Raw genomic sequence first — 16,216 nt, 5'->3', positions numbered from 1 at the left:
GTGACCCCGATATGGTCACGGGCGACGCGCGGGCTGTATGCTGGCTTCTCGACGAAACCGCCGGGGTCAGCCCCGGGATCGCTCACTACGGAGTCACGCCATTCATGGTGGACAAGCTGCTCGCCCAGAACCGGGAGTGGTCGGAACGGATCCGCCACAACGAACCGGACTATTTCCCGCGACTGGCGGCGCTGCAGCGCCCGGAATACTTCTGGATCGGCTGCGCCGACAGCCGCGTGCCCGCCAACGTCATCGTGGGGCTGGATCCGGGCGAGGTCTTCGTCCACCGCAACGTCGCCAACGTCGTCCATTCGACCGACATGAGCATGCTCAGCGCACTCGAGTACGCCGTCGATGTACTCGGTATCGACAAGATCATCGTCTGCGGCCACTACGGCTGTGGCGGCGTGAAGGCGGCGACCGAGGATGAGCTGCACGGCCTGGCCGACCACTGGCTGGAGCCGATCCGCAGGCTCACCCGCAGCCACGCCCCCGAGCTCGAGGCCATCGAGGACCAGGAGGCCCGGCGCGACCGCCTCTCGGAACTCAATGTACGCAGCGGTGTGCTGCGCGTGGCGGACACTCCGATCATGCGGCGTGCCTGGGCGGCCGGCCGCGAGACCCGGATTCACGGCCTGATCTACCGACTCAAGGATGGGCTGCTCTACGACCTCGGTTGCACCGTGGAACCGCCCGGCCCGAATCAGCCGCCACCGGACGATTGATCGACCGGCGCTGTCGCGCGCTGGCGCAACGCCTCGAACAGGCACACACCCGTGGCCACGGATACGTTGAGGCTATCCGTGCGTCCCGCCAGCGGGATGTGGACGACGACATCGCAGCGCTGGCGCACGCCCGGACGCATGCCCTTCTCCTCGCTCCCGAGGACGAGCACCACCGGAACGCGCAGATCGGCGCTCCATAGCGTCTGCGGCGCATCGCCGGCGGTGCCGACAACCCACAGGCCGAGTTCGCGCAGCTCGGCGAGTGTGCGGGCGAGGTTATTGACCGTGGCCACCGGGAGCCACTGGGCCGCGCCGGCCGCGGTGCGTTCGACCGTCGGTGTCAGCCGTGCCGCGCCGTCGCGCGGCACGATCAGGGCATCGGCCCCGGCGGCCTCCGCCGAGCGGATGCAGGCCCCGAAATTATGCGGATCCTGCACACCGTCGAGGGCCACCACGAGCGCCTCGTGATCCAGCCCCTGAAGGCGGTCGATCAGCGCCGATTCATCCAGGGTGTCGCCGTCCACCACTTCGGCCGCGACGCCCTGGTGGCGCAGCTCGGGCAGATGCCGGCCCAGCGCCTTCGCCGTGACCCGTTCAACCGCTATGCCGGCCGCCTCGGCCTGTTCGACCAGCGTGCGCAGCCGGCGGTCGTCGCGCTTGCGGTCGACCCACAGGCGCCGCACGCGGCCCGCGCCCTGGCTGACCGCGGCGTCGACCGGATTGATGCCCCCGATCCAGCGTCCGCGGCCGCTCATGGCGCCCCCGCGGATTGCGCGGCGGGGTCAGTCACTGCCCTGGGCCCCAGCCTTGCCGGCCGCCGGCGATTTTTTGCGGGATCTGCGCCGACTGGAACTCTTCTTCTTGCTGGCCGCCTTCTTTTTGCTGGCCGCCTTTTTCTTCGAGGCGGTTTTCCGATCCGACCGGCCGCGCCCGACGCCCCCATCCGCTTTGCGCTTGCCGCCCTCGTCGCCGTCGGTGGCTGGATCGAAGTCGATCTTGCGCTCGTCGATGTCGACCCGCGTGACGCGCACGCGCATCGGGTCGCCGGGTCGATACACCCGGCCCGAGCGCTCGCCGGTGAGGCTGTGGCCAGCCGGGTCGAAGTGGTAGTAGTCCTTGGGCAGCGACGTAACGTGCACCAGACCCTCGGCGTACATCGAGTTCAGGACCACGAAGACGCCAAACGAGGTCACACCGGTGATCAGCCCCTCGAACTCCGAACCGACGTGCTCCTGCATGTACTGGCACTTGAGCACGGCCTCGACGTCGCGGGTCGCCTCGTCGGCGCGCCGCTCGGTAAGTGAACAGTGGTCGCCGAAGCGCACCATGTCCTCATGCTCATAGCTGTAATTCCGCGGCTTCCCGCCGTTGAGCCGATGCTTGATCGCGCGGTGCACGAGCAGATCCGGATAGCGCCGGATGGGGGATGTGAAGTGCGCGTACTCATCCAGCCCGAGACCGAAGTGACCGGTGCAATCGGGCTGGTACACGGCCCGCTGCATGGACCGCAGCATGACCGTCTGGATCAGATAGGCATCCGGGCGATTGGCGGCCTCCTCCAGCACGCGGGAGAAATCCTTCGGCCCGGGTTCGCTGCCACCGGCCAGGCGCAGACCGCGCTCGGACAGAAAGGTCCGCAGTTCATCGACCTGGTCGCCCTCGGGCCCGTTGTGGACGCGGTAGAGCGCCGGCATTTTGTGCTTCTGCAGATAACGCGCGGCCGCGACGTTCGCCGTCACCATGCATTCCTCGATGATCCGGTGGGCGTCATTGCGCTCCACCGGCTCGATCGAGTCGATGCGCCCGTCATCGTCGAACTGGATCTCGGTCTCGGTCGAATCGAATTCGATCGCGCCGCGTCGACGCCGCGCCTGCAGCAACGTCTTGAACAGGCCATGCAGGTTCTCGAGGTGCGGCACGACTTTCCGGAATCGCTCGCGCGTGTTCTGATCGCCGTGCAGCAGGATGTTCGCCACATCGTCATACGTCAGCCGGGCGTGGCTGCGCATGACTCCCTCGACGAAACGGATCCGCTCGACCGTACCGTCCTTGCCGATGCGAAGATCGGCCGCCAGACACAGCCGATCCACCTCGGGATTGAGTGAACAAAGCCCATTGGAGAGTTTCTCGGGCAGCATCGGCACGACCCGGTTCGGGAAGTACACGGATGTGCCGCGGCGCTCCGCCTCCGCATCGAGCGCCGTATCCTCCTCCACGTACGCGCCGACATCGGCGATGGCGACGACCAGGCGCCAGCCGTTCCACTTCGACTCGCAGTAGACGGCGTCATCGAAATCCTTCGAGTCGGCCCCATCGATCGTGACCAGCGGCAGCTTGCGCAGATCCTTGCGCTTCTTCTTGTCGGCCGCGGCGACCTCATCGTCGATAGCCGCGGTTTCGCGCTCGACGGCCTCCGGCCAATCGGACGGGATGCCGTGCGAGTTGATCGCGACATCGACCTCCATGCCGGCGGCCAGGCGATCACCCAGGATGCGCGTGACCCGCCCCACCGGCTGACGACGATAGGTCGGCTGATCGGTGATCTCCGCGACGGCGATCTGCCCGTCGCGGGCACCCTCGAGGTACTCGTTCGGGATCAGCACGTCCTGGATGATGCGCTTGTTGTCCGGTACGAGCACGGTCACGCCGCTCTCGACCGCGATGCGCCCCACCACCGTGCTGTTGGCCCGCTCGAGGATCTCCGCGATCGCGCCCTCGCGCCGGCCCCGCCGGTCGACGCCGGTGATGCGGGCAACGATCCGGTCGCCATGCATCAGCGCGCGCATTTCGCGCGGATTCATGTACAGATCGCCACCGCCCTCGTCCGGCACCAGGAAGCCGAAGCCGTCCGGGTGCGCGATGATCCGGCCCCGCACGAGGTTTTCCGAATCGACCGGCAGGTAGCCCTCGCGGCGGTTCAGCAGGAGCTGACCGTCGCGTACCATCGCTTTCAGGCGCCGCCGCAGCGCCTCCAGATCGTCTTCGTGGGTGAATTCCAGCGCCGCCGCCACCTCGTCGTACGACATCGGCTCGGCCGCGTCGTGCAACAGGCGCAGCAGCGCCTCGCGGCTGGCGATCGGGCGGCTGTAGCGGGCGGCTTCACGCTCCGCGTTCGGATCCTTCGGGGTTTTGCGCTTTTGGCGTGACGCCATGAATGGATTCGCTCCGTTGATTACTCGTTTTCGTTGACAGGCGCCGTTACGCCTTGTAGATTTTCGCGCTCGCCGGGTTGGCCCGGCGAGCCCACCACCATGCCGAGGTGGCGGAATTGGTAGACGCGCTAGCTTCAGGTGCTAGTGGGGGAAACCCCGTGGAGGTTCAAGTCCTCTCCTCGGCACCATCTTTCCGGTCGCATCCGTAACCGTCACTAAGCCCGCGGCGGAGCGGACGGCCCTGTTCTCTCGACAATCAGGAATCCACGCCGTTCTCAGTGCGAGAACGGATGGCGCATGATGATGTTCTCGTCCCGGTCGGCGCCGGTCGAGATCATGTCGATGGGCACCTCGACCAGCTCCTCGATCCGGCGCAGATAGGCGCGGGCATTATCGGGCAGGTCGTCGAGATCGCGGCAGCCCACGGTCGACGCCTGCCAGCCGGGCATTTCGATATACTCGGGCTCGCAGCATGACAGGGAGTCCGCGCCGACGGGAATATCCGACAGCAGCTCACCATCGACGCGGTAGCCCGTACAGATTTTCAGGGTCGGCAGCCCATCCAGCACATCCAGTTTGGTCAGGCACAGGCCGGACAGGCTGTTCACCTCGGCGGCGCGCCGCATGGCGACCGCGTCGAACCAGCCGCAACGCCGCGGGCGACCGGTCGTCGCCCCGAACTCATTGCCCTGGCGCGCCAGATAGGCGCCGGTCTCATCCTGCAGTTCGGTCGGGAACGGGCCACCGCCCACGCGCGTGGTGTACGCCTTGGTGATCCCCAGCACGTAATCGAGATGCAGCGGACCGACGCCGCTGCCGCTCGAGACACCGCCGGCCGTCGTATTCGACGAGGTCACGAATGGATAGGTGCCGTGGTCGATGTCGAGCAGCGCACCCTGCGCGCCCTCGAACATGATACTGCCGCCGGCGCGGCGAATGTCCCGCAGGCGGGTCGGTACGTCCGTGATCAGCGGCCGCAGCCGGTCGGCATAGGCCATAGCCCCGTCCAGCGTCTCCCGGAAATCGACCGGTTTGACGCCGAAATAGTGCTGCAGCGAGAAATTGTGGAAATCGAGCAGTGCCTCGAGCTTGGCGGCGAATCGTTCCGGCTGGAACAGATCGTTCACGCGCAGGCCCTGGCGGGATACCTTGTCCTCGTAGGCGGGGCCGATCCCGCGCCCGGTCGTGCCGATCGCGCCGGCACCGCGGCGGGTCTCGCGCGCCCGGTCGAGGGCGACGTGCACGGGCAGGATGAGCGGACAGGCCTCACTGATCCGCAGACGCTCGCACGGATTCGCGCCGGCTTCCTCGAGCATCGCAATCTCGTCGAACAGCGCCTCGGGAGACAGAACGACCCCGTTGCCGATGAGGCACTCCACACCTTCGTGCAGGATCCCGGAGGGAATCAGGTGCAATACGGTCTTGGCGCCATCGATCACCAGCGTGTGCCCGGCATTGTGGCCGCCCTGGAAGCGGACCACGGCATCGGCCTCCGGCGTCAGCAGATCAACGACCTTGCCCTTGCCCTCATCGCCCCACTGGGCCCCCAGAACGACTACGCTGCGCCCCATGTTCAGAGTTCTTCCACGGTCCAGTTGCCCTCACGCCGCACCAGTTGCCGGTCGCAGCCCATTTCGCCCGGACCGCCTTCCTGGCCCGGCAGCATCGCGATGACCCGTTCGCCCGCCGATCGCAGTTCCCGAACCCGGGCCGTCAGCGCGGGGTCGTCTTCCGCGGGGGCCGCGATCGGTCCCGGCCCCGCTGGCAGCGCCTCCGATCCCAGCGCGATCAGACGTCGCAGATCGGTGCTGAACCCGGTGGCCGGGCGTGCCCGCCCGAACGCCTCGCCGATGCCGTCATAGCGTCCGCCACGGGCGAGTTCTTCGCCCTCGCCCGGCACAAAGACCGCAAAGACGACGCCGGTGTGATAGTGGTATCCGCGCAGTTCGGCGAGATCGAAATGCAGCTGCAGTTCCGGATGACGTTCCCCGAGGCGCTCCCCGATCCGCTCCAGATAGTCGATCGCAGCGAGCACATCCGGGCCCGCCGACGCCAGCGCCTCGCGGGCGCGCGCAAGGACCGATCGATCGCCGTGCAGATCGATCAGGCTGCGCCACATCGCATCGGATTCGGCGTCGAGATCAAGGTGATCGATATAGGCGCGGATATCCGGCGTACTTTTGCGCTGGAGCATCTCGAACAGCGCCGCCTCGTCCGCCTCACCGATTCCGGTCTTCGCCGCCAGTCCCCGCACGATCCCGACATGGCCGAGATCGAGACACAGGGGGCCCGATACCCGGGCCTCATCGAGCGTCGTCAACAGGAGCTCGACCACCTCCACATCGGCATCGAGGCCACCGTGACCGTAGAGTTCCGCCCCTACCTGCAGTGGACTGCGGCCGCCGCCGAATGGTCCCGGCCGCGTGTGGACAACCGATCCCACATAACACAAACGCGTGGGAACCGGCCGTGCCAACCGGTGCGCATCTACCCGCGCGACCTGCGGCGTCATGTCCGCGCGCAGCCCCATCATTCGACCGGAACGCTGGTCGACCAGCTTGAAGGTGTCGAGTTCGAGATCATGCCCCGCGCCGATCAACAGGGAATCGAGGTACTCGATGAGCGGCGGGATGACCAGTTCATATCCCCAGCGGGAATATACGTCCAACAGACGACGCCGCAGTCGCTCGAGCCGCGCAGCCGATCGCGGCAACGCCTCCTCGATCCCCTCGGGCAGAAGCCAGCGCATGCCGGGGGCATTCGGTGTTCCGGTTGTGTTCTTGTTCATCGGATGAAATACAGCAGGGCCAGACCGAGCATCATGCTGACCGCGCCAACGACCCGCAGGGAGCGATCGGGCATGGCGGCCATTGTCGCCAGGGTGCGCCGCAGCGATGCGGGCGCCAGGAAGGGCATCACGCCCTCGATCACCAGTACCAGGGCGATCGCGACGCCCAGGTCAGTCCAGGCCATATCCATGGGTCAGGATCCATCGGGGCCGACCCTGCGGCCGGCCCCGATCGGCATGGAAACGACCGGCGTCACTCGCCGTCGTCCTTCTCTCCGCTGCGGCCATTGGAGTTGCCGAAGTAGTCGAAGAATTCGGAATCGGGTTCCAGTACCAGCGCATCACGCCCGCCCTTGAAGGATTCTTCGTAGGCCAACAGGCTGCGGTAGAACGAATAGAACTCGGAGTCCTCCCGATACGCCTGGGCGTAGGTATTGGCCGCGGTCGCATCGCCTTCACCGCGGATACCCTGGGCCTCGCGGTACGCCTCGGCCGCGATCTCTTCGACCTCGCGGTTCGCTTCGGCCCGGATTCGCTGCGCTTCCTCACGACCCTCGGCGCGGAACCGCTGAGCAACCGCCTCACGTTCCTTCGTCATGCGGTCGTAGACCGAGGTCAGGACGCTCTCGGGCAGATCGACCTTCTTCACGCGCACATCAATCACGTTGATGCCGAGGTCCTCGGCCTTGTCGTCAACGATCTGCTGCACCGCGTTCATGATCTCATTACGCTCACCGGAGACCACTTCGACGATCGCGCGCTTGCCGAACTCGTCCTTGAGCTGGTTCTCCACGAACTGATGCAGACGCCCGCGTGCGCGCTGCTCATCGCCGCCCGTGGACTTGAAGAACTGTACCGTGTCGACGATTTCCCACTTCACGAAGGCATCGACGATCAGGTTCTTCTGCTCGGCCGTCAGGTAGCGGTCCGGGGACGAATCCATGGTCAGGATCCGGTCATCGAACTTGTAGACCCGCTGATAGAACGGGATCTTGAAGTGGATGCCGGGCTCGTAATCGGCCGCGACCACCTCGCCCAGTTCCAGCTTGATCGCCCGTTCGGTCACGTGGACCTGAAAGGTCGAGGCCACCGCCACGACGATCAGGATCGCGAGCGCCGTCACAAATGCGTAGAAGCGATTCATCAGTTCGACTCCCGCGACCGGTCGGGCCGGTTGCCCCGTGACGAATCACCATCTGAACCGGCTGCGCTGCTCATCGGCGCCGACGGCAGGCCGACCCGGTTACCACTGCTGGACTGCCCCGATGGCTGATTTGCCATGCGGTCGAGCGGCAGGTAAATCATGTTGCGGCCTTCTCCCTCACGGTCCACCAGTACTTTGCCGGTGTTGCTCAGCACGCGCTCCATGGTGTCCATGTAGAGGCGTTTACGAGTGACCTGCGGATCCTGCTGATACTCGTTGAGCAACGCAGTGAACCGCGAAACGTCACCCTCGGCGGACTCGACCACGCGGGTACGGTAGGCGCGCGCCTCTTCGATCGTCTGCGCGGCTTCACCGCGAGCGCCCGGAATGATCCGGTTGCGCACGGCACGCGCCTCGTTGATGAAGCGCTGTTGATCCTCGCGCGCGGTAATCGCGTCTTCGAATGCGGGCTGAACCGGCTCCGGCGGCTGCGCGTTACGCAGGTTGACCGCCTGGATATTGAGACCGGTCGAGTATTCGTCGACGATCCCCTGGGCCAACTCATGCACACGATTGGCCACCTCGCCACGCCCCTCGGTGATGATGAAATCCATGCGGTTCTTGCCGACGACCTCGCGCACCACGCTCTCGATCACCTGGTGCAGCGTCTCTTCCGGCGCACGGACCTCGAACAGGAAGGCGGTGGCGTCCTTCACGTCGTACTGCACCGACATGTCGACCACGACCACGTTCTCGTCACGCGTGAGCATGCCCTGCTGCTGCAGCGTCAGGGAACGGTTCTCGGCGACATTGACCGTCTCGACGGATTCGACGGGCCATGGCAGATGCCAGTGCGGCCCGGGACCGACTTCGGCTACGAAGGCACCAAAGCGGGTCACGATCCCGCGCTCCGCCGCCTGGATGATGTAGAAGCCGGAGGCGAGCCAGCCGAGGAAAACGAGGCCGAGCACGCCCCACGCCAGCTTCGGGCTGATATTCGGGACGCCGCCGCTACCACCGCCGCTGCCGGAGCCGCCACTGTTGCCGCCGCCACCGAAGAGTCCGCTCAGACGGTTCTTGACTTTTCGCAGTGCCTCGTCGAGGTCCGGTGGACCGCCGTCACCGCCACTACCGCGATTTCCCCATGGGTCGCGGTTACCGCCACCGCCGGGCTCATTCCAGGCCATTATTTACTGCTCCCGTAAAGCGAGAGTGGGTCGATGATTGCAAGGGAAACACGCCAGTGCGGGAATCCGCGAGGTGCGGGAATCGGAACGGCCGCGCCCGCCGACCAGCGCAACCGCGGGTATTCTATTGACCTCATCCCGCCCCCGCAACTCGGCCACTCGAAAACACCAGCGCATCCGGCGCGATTGACTCGCCCGCGGCGATCCGATCCCAGTCCGTTCGGTCGATCGCGACCTCCAGCCAGAGGGAGCCGTCCTGTTCGGGTTGTTCCGTCACGACAGCCCCTTCGGCGTACAGGCGGGCGCGGAGTCGCCCCTGATCCGGTTCGATCCGCAGCCATCCATGCAACTGCTCGCCGCTGAGACGCTCCGCCACCGCTTCGAGCAGCCGCTCGATGCCCTCGCCCGTGTGTGCGGACACACGCACACGGATCGGCTGACCCGCGGCATCCCGCTCGATGGCCGGGCCATTGCCCGCGGCCAGGTCGATCTTGTTGTACACCTCGAGAATCGGGACGTCCGCCGCGCCGATTTCCGCGAGCACCTGCTCCACATCGGCGACCCGGCGCTCACGCGTCTCGTCAGCTGCGTCGATGACATGCAGCAGCAGCGTCGCATCGCGGGTCTCTTCCAGCGTCGAGCGGAATGCCTCCACCAGCTCATGCGGCAGTTCACGGATGAAACCGACCGTGTCGGCGAGTACCGCGGGATGGCCAAACGGCAGCGGCAATTTGCGCAGCGTCGGATCAAGCGTCGCGAAGAGGCTGTCGGCCACATGGGCATCGGGCTCGGCCAGGCGCCGGAACAGGGTCGACTTGCCCGCATTGGTGTAACCGACCAGTGCGATCTGCGGGGATTCGGCCGCCTGCCGCGCCTGACGGCCCTGCTCGCGCTGGCGGTGCACCCGTTCAAGGCGCTTGCGGATCTGCTTGATCCGGCCATTGATGAGCCGGCGGTCCATCTCGAGCTGCGTCTCGCCGGGACCGCGCAGTCCGATCCCGCCTTTCTGGCGCTCCAGATGGGTCCATCCGCGCACGAGCCGCGTGGACAGGTGGGTCAACTGGGCGAGTTCCACCTGCAGCTTGCCGGCGAACGAACGTGCGCGCTGAGCAAAGATATCGAGGATCAGGCCCGTACGGTCGAGCACGCGACAGCCGAGCGCACGCTCCAGGTTGCGTTCCTGCCCCGGCGACAGGGCATGGTCCACAAGCACGAGGTCGGCTTCCCGGGCCTCCAGGTACTCACGGATCTCTTCGGCCTTGCCGGTACCGACGAAGAACTTCGGATCCGGCTTCATCCGGCTACCGACAATCTCGCCAACGACGTTGGCGCCGCTGGCGAGTGCCAGTTCCCGGAATTCCTGCACCGCCTCTTCGGACCACGTGCGGCCAATACCGATATGGACCACGATGGCCCGTTCGGTCTCGCTGCGGGGTCGCTCAAACAACGTACGGTGTCGGCCGAAGGCCAGGGGCCTGGCCGATCAACCCTCGGACTCGCCTTCGTCGCCCGGTGTATCCAGACGGACCGCGCGCGCAGGCACGATCGTTGAGATCGCGTGCTTGTAGACGAGCTGGCTGACCGAATTCTTGAGCAGCACCACGAACTGGTCGAATGACTCGACCTGGCCCTGCAATTTGATCCCGTTCACAAGAAAAATCGACACCGGGATCCGTTCTTTCCGGAGTTGATTGAGGAAGGGTTCTTGTAATGACTGCCCTTTTGCCATGAAGCGACTCTCCGCTGGAAGCGTGACGCCTTACCGACGAGCGGCCCGGTATCGTGTGGGTCCGCTGTGCGGCCCGGGCGCGATCACGATAAATTCAATGGGGAAAGTGCATCCGTGCCCATACCCTGGGCTCGAATACCGTCCCCCGTATTCATTCTAGCTGGCCGTGCACGGATACACTATGCGCGCAACCGAATTATCCGGCCTGATCAGGATGTGGGGGAGATCGAGCGCGGATTCAAGCCGAGCCGGCATGGATCCGGGGAATCCGCGGACGCGGACGGCGGCCGCCGGCGCCCCGGCTCAGGTATTCCCTGCCCGCAGCCGCTCGCGCGCGATATCGACGTTGCGTCGGGTCCCCTCGAGCCAGGGGTTGATCTCCAGCGCCCGCTGGAACGACTCGATCGCCGCACGGTAGCGTTCGAGCTGCATGTAGACCAGCCCGAGACCGGCCAGGGCGCCGAAATGACGTGGCTCCAGCGCGAGCGTGCGGCGGATGTCGGCGGCGGCACCCGCGTACCGACCACGCAGATAACGCGCCGTGGCCCGCTTGTTCCAGGCCTCGGCGTAGTCGGGTTGCGCCTCGATCACCGCGCTGAAACGGCGCTCCGCCTCGGCGTGTCGACCCGAGCGCATGGCGACGATGCCCTGCTCCATGGCGGCCGCCAGTCCCGGGTCGTCGATTTCCCGCCACAGCTCCCAGATCCGGTTGGTAACGCGCTCTCCTTCGGCCTGCTCTTCGACCGACTGAAGCCGCTCGAACAGCGCATCGAGCGCCGGATCGTCCTGATCCGCCCGGGCGCCAGACGGGGCCAATGCCATCATGGCCGCGATCAGGAGCACACCGAAGACGGACCGCATAGGTCCGACACTGATGTGGGCGTCTTGCCTGGTCATGGGTCAGCTCCCTCCGGGGCGGCGCCACTGATGCGCAGACGGGCCCGCAGGCGGCGCCAGACGGTCGGATCGACCGCGTCACGTGCGAGTGGGATCCGCACGGTGCGGGCGGGGCCGCGCAGTACGAGCAGGACCAGCCAGGGGGTCGACCAGGTGGAGCGATCCAGTGCCCATGCCGGACCTTCGGGATCACCGCAGCGCCAGTCGCCCTCGCCGCGCCACCACAGCCGCAGCCCGGGTTTCAGGCGCCGCAGATCGGCCCAGCAGCCGATGGCCGCGACCGGCACCGCCGCGATGGTCAGCGGGTGGTCCACGGCCAACACGACGCCCAGAGCGCCCGCGAGCCAGGCGGAGACCACTCCGGCTACCAGAACCCGCGAGCGACCGCGCTCAAAGGCCAGCGTCGCTTCGAATACGCTGGACGACACAATCGATCTCCGGATCGTCGGTTTCCGCCCGCGCGGTCAGCAGGGCGTAGATCTCGGGATCCTGGCGTTCGAGCAGACGCGCGAAACCGCGCTGCCCGGCTTCATCCAGCGCCGGATACCCGTGCTCGAGGAACCGGGACAGGAGCACGTCGAGTTCTTTCATCCCCCGACGGCACAGCCAGCGCAGACGCGACGTCCCGTTCATGGCGCGGCTCCCCTCGCCAGGGCCCATGCGAGCCCGGCTTCAGCCCCGGCGCTCGACCAGCAGCTTTTTCACCTCGCCGATCGCCTTCGCGGGGTTGAGGCCCTTGGGACACGAGTCCGCGCAGTTCATGATCGTGTGGCAGCGATACAGCTTGAACGGATCGTTCAGGGCATCGAGCCGCTCGCCGGTCGCCTCGTCGCGGGAATCCGCGATCCAGCGATAGGCGTTCAGCAGTGTGGCGGGGCCGAGGTATTTCTCCGGGTTCCACCAGTAGCTCGGGCAACTCGTGGAGCAGCAGGCGCAGAGGATGCACTCATACAGCCCGTCGAGCGCTTCACGCTCCTCCTTCGACTGCAGCCGCTCACGATCCGGCGGGGTCGGTGACTGCGTCTTGATCCACGGCTCCACCGACGCGTGCTGGGCATAGAAATGCGTCATGTCCGGCACGAGATCCTTGTGGACCTCCATGTGCGGCAGCGGATAGATATTCACGTCGCCTTTGTAGTCGTCGATCGAGCTGATACAGGCGAGCGTATTGCGCCCGTTCACGTTCATCGAGCAGGAACCGCAGATCCCCTCACGGCAAGATCGACGGAAAGTAAGCGTCGGGTCGATCTCGTTCTTGATGTGGATGATGGCGTCGAGCACCATCGGCCCGGTGCGATCGAGATCGATCTCGAACGTATCGATACGCGGATTGTCATCGGTATCGGGATCCCAGCGATAGATCCGGAATTTCCGCGTGCGCTGCGCGCCCTCCGGTGCCGGGAACGTCTTGCCCATCTCGATTTTGCTGTTCGCGGGAAGCGTGAACTGCGCCATCGTGCATGCCCCTTGAGTAGTCGAGCGGGCGCTGATCGTATGTCAGCTGCCCGGGTGCCGATCGTTCAGTAGACGCGCTGCTTCGGCGGGATGGTCTCCACCTCGTCGGTCAGCGTGTACATGTGGACCGGTCGATAATCGATTCGTGTGCCGCCGTTTTCGGGATCCACCCAGCACAGCGTGTGCTTCATCCAGTTGTCGTCATCGCGGTCCGCGTAGTCCTCACGGGCGTGGCCGCCCCGGCTTTCCTTGCGGTTGAGGGCGGAATCCACGGTCGTCACGGCACACCCGAGCAGGTTTTCCAGTTCCAGCGTCTCGACCAGATCCGTGTTCCAGATCAGGGACCGATCGGCCACCCGGACATCCGCGAACGCGCGGTAGATCTCGTTCATCTTCTCGCTGCCTTCGGCGAGCAGTTCCTCGGTACGGAACACGGCGGCATTGGCCTGCATCGTGGCCTGCATCCGGTCGCGCAGTTCCGAGGTCGAGGTGCCGCCATCGGCATGGCGCAGGCGATCGAAACGCTCGATGATCCAGTCGCTGGAGCCCTCGCGCAGTGGCCGCTGCGTCGCGCCAGGCTCGATCAACTCGGCGGCCCGGATCGCCGCGGCCCGACCGAAGACGACGATGTCCAGCAGCGAATTCGAGCCGAGGCGATTGGCACCGTGCACCGACACGCAGGCCGCCTCGCCGATGGCCATCAGACCCGGAACGACCGCGTCGGGATCGTCGCCGTCGAGCGTCACGACCTCGCCCCGGTAGTTCGTCTGGATGCCGCCCATGTTGTAGTGCACGGTCGGGATCACGGGGATCGGTTCTTTCGTGACGTCGACGCCGGCGAAGATCCGTGCCGATTCCGCGATGCCGGGCAGGCGCTCGTTGATCACCTCGGGCCCGAGGTGCTGCAGATTCAGGTGGATGTGGTCGCTGTTCGCGCCGACACCCCGGCCTTCGCGGATCTCGATCGTCATGGCGCGGCTGACCACGTCACGCGATGCGAGATCCTTGGCATTGGGTGCGTAGCGTTCCATGAAACGCTCACCCTCGGAGTTGGTCAGGTAGCCGCCCTCACCGCGTACGCCTTCGGTGATCAGGCAGCCGGCGCCGTAGATGCCCGTGGGATGGAACTGGACGAATTCCATGTCCTGCAGCGGCAGGCCCGCGCGCAGCACCATGCCGTTACCGTCGCCGGTACAGGTATGCGCCGACGTGCAGGAGAAGTACGAGCGCCCGTAACCGCCGGTCGCGAGCACGACCTGCTGGGCCCGGAACCGGTGCAGCGTCCCCGTGGCCAACTCCCACGCGACGATGCCACGGCACTCGCCGTCCTCCATGATCAGATCGAGCGCGAAGTACTCGATAAAGAACTCCGCTTTCTCCGCCAGCGAGCGCTGATACAGCGTATGCAGGATCGCGTGGCCGGTACGGTCGGCCGCGGCGCAGGTTCGCTGGGCGGTCCCCTTGCCGAAATGGGTGGTCATGCCACCGAACGGCCGCTGATAGATCGTGCCCTCGTCGGTGCGCGAGAACGGCACACCGGAATGCTCCAGCTCGATCACGGCCGGCACGGCCTCACGGCACATGTATTCGATGGCGTCCTGGTCACCGAGCCAGTCGGATCCCTTGACGGTGTCGTACATGTGCCACTGCCAGCTGTCCTCGCCCATATTGCCGAGCGCGGCGGACATGCCGCCCTGTGCGGCGACCGTATGGCTGCGCGTGGGGAAGACCTTGGTCACGCAGGCGGTGCTGAGGCCTTTCTCGGCCATGCCGAGCGTGGCGCGCAGGCCGGCGCCGCCGGCGCCCACAACGACGACATCGTAGGTGTGATCGACGATGGTGTAGTCGGCGGTCATGCAGTCAGACTCCCAGGGCGATTCGGAGCACGGCGAGTATGCCGGCAAGGGCGAGAATCACGGACGCGAACTGCACCAGCAGAAGGACCGTGATCTTTTTCCATTCGGTGGCGATGTAGTCTTCGATTACGACCTGGAGGCCGAGCATGCCGTGCCAGAGACCGACCGACAGCACGAGGATCATCAGGCCGGCGTTGACTGGATGCGCCAGCCAGCCCATGACCGTGTAGTAATCGGCCGTGCCCAGCAGGGCCACGGAGAAACCGAACCACAGCAGCAGGGGCACAAGGGCGATCGCGGTCAGGCGCTGCTTCCACCAGTGTTCGACGCCCTCTTTTGCTGAACCCAGTCCGCGCGCGGCGGCAAGCGGTGTACGCAGACTCATGCCATCAACCTCCGGAGACCGTATACGCCACCGTCCAGGTGACGAGCGTGAGAACGACCGCCACCACGATGATCGCGTACGAAGTCCGGCGCGCGGTCTGCAGTTCATATCCGTAGCCGGCATCCCAGAACAGGTGCCGGACACCGGCGCACATGTGGTAGTACAGGGCAAGCGTGAACCCGAACAGGACGATCTGGCCGAGCCAGTGCGCCCCCATCGAGTACATCGCGCCGAAGGCCTGTGATCCGGAAGCGGCCGCGATCAGGTAGGCCACGACGAGCACGGCGCCGAGCGCGAGAACCACGCCCGTGATCCGGTGCGTAATGGAAAGGATGGCGTTGAGCGGCAGGCGGTAGATCTGCAGGTGTGGCGACAGCGGTTTTGCGCGTCCAGCCATGTTGAGTTCCCCTTCCACGACAAGGGCCCGGCAACCGTCGGAGCGCTCCGCGGCCGCATGGGCGACATTTCAGAAATCCGTGCAGCGTCCGTTACGCTCCCAGTCACCGTACCGGGTCGGCTCCAGTCCCTTTGGACCACCGCTTTCCCGGGGTTGACGCCTGCCATCGGTCTGGTCGCCCGAATCGGTACGACCGTCCGGCGTACCCGGCGACCGGCTTGTATCGTTTTCGGCGGGTTTGCGGGATTCGGATTCGGTCACGTCAAAGGATCCTGAGCGCGTAGGCGGTTCATTGTTGACGTTTGCATCGCCTTTGTCAAAACACTCCGCCTTACAAGCCGCCGTAAATAGCATGATTATCTGCCCGGTATATATTTAAACGAATTTCCGACGGTCAAGTAGCCATCTGGAGCGGTAATTCGTTTCCCGCTGGCCATTCGCCGTAAGATGATCATGACACGCTACAATGGGTATCCCGATTCGATTCGATATTGACCACCG

At 65.7% G+C, this 16,216-nt stretch carries 18 protein-coding genes and 1 tRNA gene; 2 read left to right on the top strand and 17 right to left on the bottom strand.

Annotation, left to right across the window (positions count from 1 at the left end; all coding sequences use genetic code 11):
* The first annotated feature begins 11 nt into the window (after positions 1 to 11).
* Positions 12 to 725 carry a carbonic anhydrase gene (locus A0W70_RS10160; RefSeq protein ID WP_245675857.1) on the top strand — a complete coding sequence of 238 codons (714 nt, stop codon included), beginning with the start codon at positions 12 to 14 and terminating at the stop codon, positions 723 to 725.
* Here A0W70_RS10160 and rlmB read toward each other — a convergent pair.
* Complete coding sequence (rlmB, locus tag A0W70_RS10155; RefSeq protein ID WP_067562240.1) at positions 704 to 1,480, bottom strand: 23S rRNA (guanosine(2251)-2'-O)-methyltransferase RlmB; 777 nt, start codon at positions 1,478 to 1,480, stop codon at positions 704 to 706. The genes A0W70_RS10160 and rlmB overlap by 22 nt on opposite strands.
* A gap of 27 nt (positions 1,481 to 1,507) precedes the next feature.
* Positions 1,508 to 3,877 carry a ribonuclease R gene (gene rnr / locus A0W70_RS10150; protein ID WP_067562235.1) on the bottom strand — a complete coding sequence of 790 codons (2,370 nt, stop codon included), beginning with the start codon at positions 3,875 to 3,877 and terminating at the stop codon, positions 1,508 to 1,510.
* A 101-nt stretch (positions 3,878 to 3,978) separates the two neighbouring features.
* Between rnr and A0W70_RS10145 the strand changes: the two genes are divergently transcribed.
* Positions 3,979 to 4,065, top strand: a tRNA-Leu gene (locus A0W70_RS10145).
* Between the two features lie 87 nt (positions 4,066 to 4,152).
* Here A0W70_RS10145 and A0W70_RS10140 read toward each other — a convergent pair.
* The 15 genes from A0W70_RS10140 to A0W70_RS16460 form a co-directional block, all read right to left on the bottom strand.
* Complete coding sequence (locus A0W70_RS10140) at positions 4,153 to 5,448, bottom strand: adenylosuccinate synthase (protein WP_067562231.1); 1,296 nt, start codon at positions 5,446 to 5,448, stop codon at positions 4,153 to 4,155.
* A 2-nt stretch (positions 5,449 to 5,450) separates the two neighbouring features.
* Positions 5,451 to 6,665: an ATP phosphoribosyltransferase regulatory subunit gene (locus A0W70_RS10135; protein WP_245675856.1), complete on the bottom strand. Its 1,215-nt coding sequence runs from the start codon at positions 6,663 to 6,665 to the stop codon at positions 5,451 to 5,453.
* Entirely contained in the window at positions 6,662 to 6,856 is a 195-nt protein-coding gene (locus A0W70_RS10130) for a DUF2065 domain-containing protein (protein WP_342670079.1), read from the bottom strand. The genes A0W70_RS10135 and A0W70_RS10130 overlap by 4 nt, the downstream gene beginning before the upstream one ends.
* A 62-nt stretch (positions 6,857 to 6,918) precedes the next feature.
* Complete coding sequence (gene hflC / locus A0W70_RS10125) at positions 6,919 to 7,809, bottom strand: protease modulator HflC (protein WP_067562223.1); 891 nt, start codon at positions 7,807 to 7,809, stop codon at positions 6,919 to 6,921.
* On the bottom strand, positions 7,809 to 8,996 hold the full coding sequence (hflK, locus tag A0W70_RS10120; RefSeq protein WP_067562220.1) for an FtsH protease activity modulator HflK: 1,188 nt from the start codon (positions 8,994 to 8,996) through the stop codon (positions 7,809 to 7,811). Before hflK ends, hflC begins: the two co-directional genes overlap by 1 nt.
* 133 nt (positions 8,997 to 9,129) lie before the next feature.
* Positions 9,130 to 10,443 (bottom strand): ribosome rescue GTPase HflX, encoded by a 1,314-nt coding sequence (gene hflX / locus A0W70_RS10115; protein ID WP_067562216.1) that lies wholly within the window; start codon positions 10,441 to 10,443, stop codon positions 9,130 to 9,132.
* A 36-nt stretch (positions 10,444 to 10,479) separates the two neighbouring features.
* The gene (gene hfq, locus A0W70_RS10110) at positions 10,480 to 10,725 is read right to left on the bottom strand and encodes an RNA chaperone Hfq (RefSeq protein WP_067562213.1); all 246 of its coding nucleotides are present in this window, start codon (positions 10,723 to 10,725) and stop codon (positions 10,480 to 10,482) included.
* Between the two features lie 303 nt (positions 10,726 to 11,028).
* Positions 11,029 to 11,622 carry a tetratricopeptide repeat protein gene (locus A0W70_RS10105; RefSeq protein ID WP_067562209.1) on the bottom strand — a complete coding sequence of 198 codons (594 nt, stop codon included), beginning with the start codon at positions 11,620 to 11,622 and terminating at the stop codon, positions 11,029 to 11,031.
* Positions 11,619 to 12,050, bottom strand: coding sequence for a protein YgfX (locus A0W70_RS10100; RefSeq protein ID WP_139150823.1), 432 nt, complete (start codon positions 12,048 to 12,050; stop codon positions 11,619 to 11,621). Before A0W70_RS10100 ends, A0W70_RS10105 begins: the two co-directional genes overlap by 4 nt.
* Entirely contained in the window at positions 12,013 to 12,255 is a 243-nt protein-coding gene (locus A0W70_RS10095) for an FAD assembly factor SdhE (RefSeq protein WP_067562203.1), read from the bottom strand. Before A0W70_RS10095 ends, A0W70_RS10100 begins: the two co-directional genes overlap by 38 nt.
* 39 nt (positions 12,256 to 12,294) lie before the next feature.
* Complete coding sequence (locus tag A0W70_RS10090; protein WP_067562199.1) at positions 12,295 to 13,077, bottom strand: succinate dehydrogenase iron-sulfur subunit; 783 nt, start codon at positions 13,075 to 13,077, stop codon at positions 12,295 to 12,297.
* 65 nt (positions 13,078 to 13,142) lie between these two features.
* On the bottom strand, positions 13,143 to 14,933 hold the full coding sequence (gene sdhA / locus A0W70_RS10085; protein ID WP_067562196.1) for a succinate dehydrogenase flavoprotein subunit: 1,791 nt from the start codon (positions 14,931 to 14,933) through the stop codon (positions 13,143 to 13,145).
* A gap of 4 nt (positions 14,934 to 14,937) precedes the next feature.
* Entirely contained in the window at positions 14,938 to 15,318 is a 381-nt protein-coding gene (sdhD, locus tag A0W70_RS10080) for a succinate dehydrogenase, hydrophobic membrane anchor protein (protein ID WP_067562191.1), read from the bottom strand.
* A gap of 4 nt (positions 15,319 to 15,322) precedes the next feature.
* On the bottom strand, positions 15,323 to 15,715 hold the full coding sequence (gene sdhC / locus A0W70_RS10075; RefSeq protein ID WP_067562188.1) for a succinate dehydrogenase, cytochrome b556 subunit: 393 nt from the start codon (positions 15,713 to 15,715) through the stop codon (positions 15,323 to 15,325).
* Positions 15,716 to 15,784: 69 nt separating this feature from the next.
* The gene (locus A0W70_RS16460; RefSeq protein WP_083330932.1) at positions 15,785 to 16,069 is read right to left on the bottom strand and encodes a DUF1674 domain-containing protein; all 285 of its coding nucleotides are present in this window, start codon (positions 16,067 to 16,069) and stop codon (positions 15,785 to 15,787) included.
* Between the last annotated feature and the right edge of the window lie 147 nt (positions 16,070 to 16,216).

Origin of the sequence: Halofilum ochraceum, from assembly GCF_001614315.2 — a bacterium.
Taxonomy (GTDB): Bacteria; Pseudomonadota; Gammaproteobacteria; order XJ16; family Halofilaceae; genus Halofilum; species Halofilum ochraceum.
Note: the sequence above shows the minus strand (reverse complement) of the source record. Positions and strands in the feature narration are given on the sequence as shown.

Coding starts and splice junctions, on each gene's coding strand:
- A0W70_RS10160 (WP_245675857.1), top strand. CDS start 12: ATGGTCACGGGCGACGCGCGGGCTGTATGCTGGCTTCTCGACGAAACC.
- rlmB (WP_067562240.1), bottom strand. CDS start 1,480: ATGAGCGGCCGCGGACGCTGGATCGGGGGCATCAATCCGGTCGACGCC.
- rnr (WP_067562235.1), bottom strand. CDS start 3,877: ATGGCGTCACGCCAAAAGCGCAAAACCCCGAAGGATCCGAACGCGGAG.
- A0W70_RS10140 (WP_067562231.1), bottom strand. CDS start 5,448: ATGGGGCGCAGCGTAGTCGTTCTGGGGGCCCAGTGGGGCGATGAGGGC.
- A0W70_RS10135 (WP_245675856.1), bottom strand. CDS start 6,665: ATGAACAAGAACACAACCGGAACACCGAATGCCCCCGGCATGCGCTGG.
- A0W70_RS10130 (WP_342670079.1), bottom strand. CDS start 6,856: ATGGATATGGCCTGGACTGACCTGGGCGTCGCGATCGCCCTGGTACTG.
- hflC (WP_067562223.1), bottom strand. CDS start 7,809: ATGAATCGCTTCTACGCATTTGTGACGGCGCTCGCGATCCTGATCGTC.
- hflK (WP_067562220.1), bottom strand. CDS start 8,996: ATGGCCTGGAATGAGCCCGGCGGTGGCGGTAACCGCGACCCATGGGGA.
- hfq (WP_067562213.1), bottom strand. CDS start 10,725: ATGGCAAAAGGGCAGTCATTACAAGAACCCTTCCTCAATCAACTCCGG.
- A0W70_RS10105 (WP_067562209.1), bottom strand. CDS start 11,622: ATGACCAGGCAAGACGCCCACATCAGTGTCGGACCTATGCGGTCCGTC.
- A0W70_RS10095 (WP_067562203.1), bottom strand. CDS start 12,255: ATGAACGGGACGTCGCGTCTGCGCTGGCTGTGCCGTCGGGGGATGAAA.
- A0W70_RS10090 (WP_067562199.1), bottom strand. CDS start 13,077: ATGGCGCAGTTCACGCTTCCCGCGAACAGCAAAATCGAGATGGGCAAG.
- sdhA (WP_067562196.1), bottom strand. CDS start 14,933: ATGACCGCCGACTACACCATCGTCGATCACACCTACGATGTCGTCGTT.
- sdhD (WP_067562191.1), bottom strand. CDS start 15,318: ATGAGTCTGCGTACACCGCTTGCCGCCGCGCGCGGACTGGGTTCAGCA.
- sdhC (WP_067562188.1), bottom strand. CDS start 15,715: ATGGCTGGACGCGCAAAACCGCTGTCGCCACACCTGCAGATCTACCGC.
- A0W70_RS16460 (WP_083330932.1), bottom strand. CDS start 16,069: ATGCTATTTACGGCGGCTTGTAAGGCGGAGTGTTTTGACAAAGGCGAT.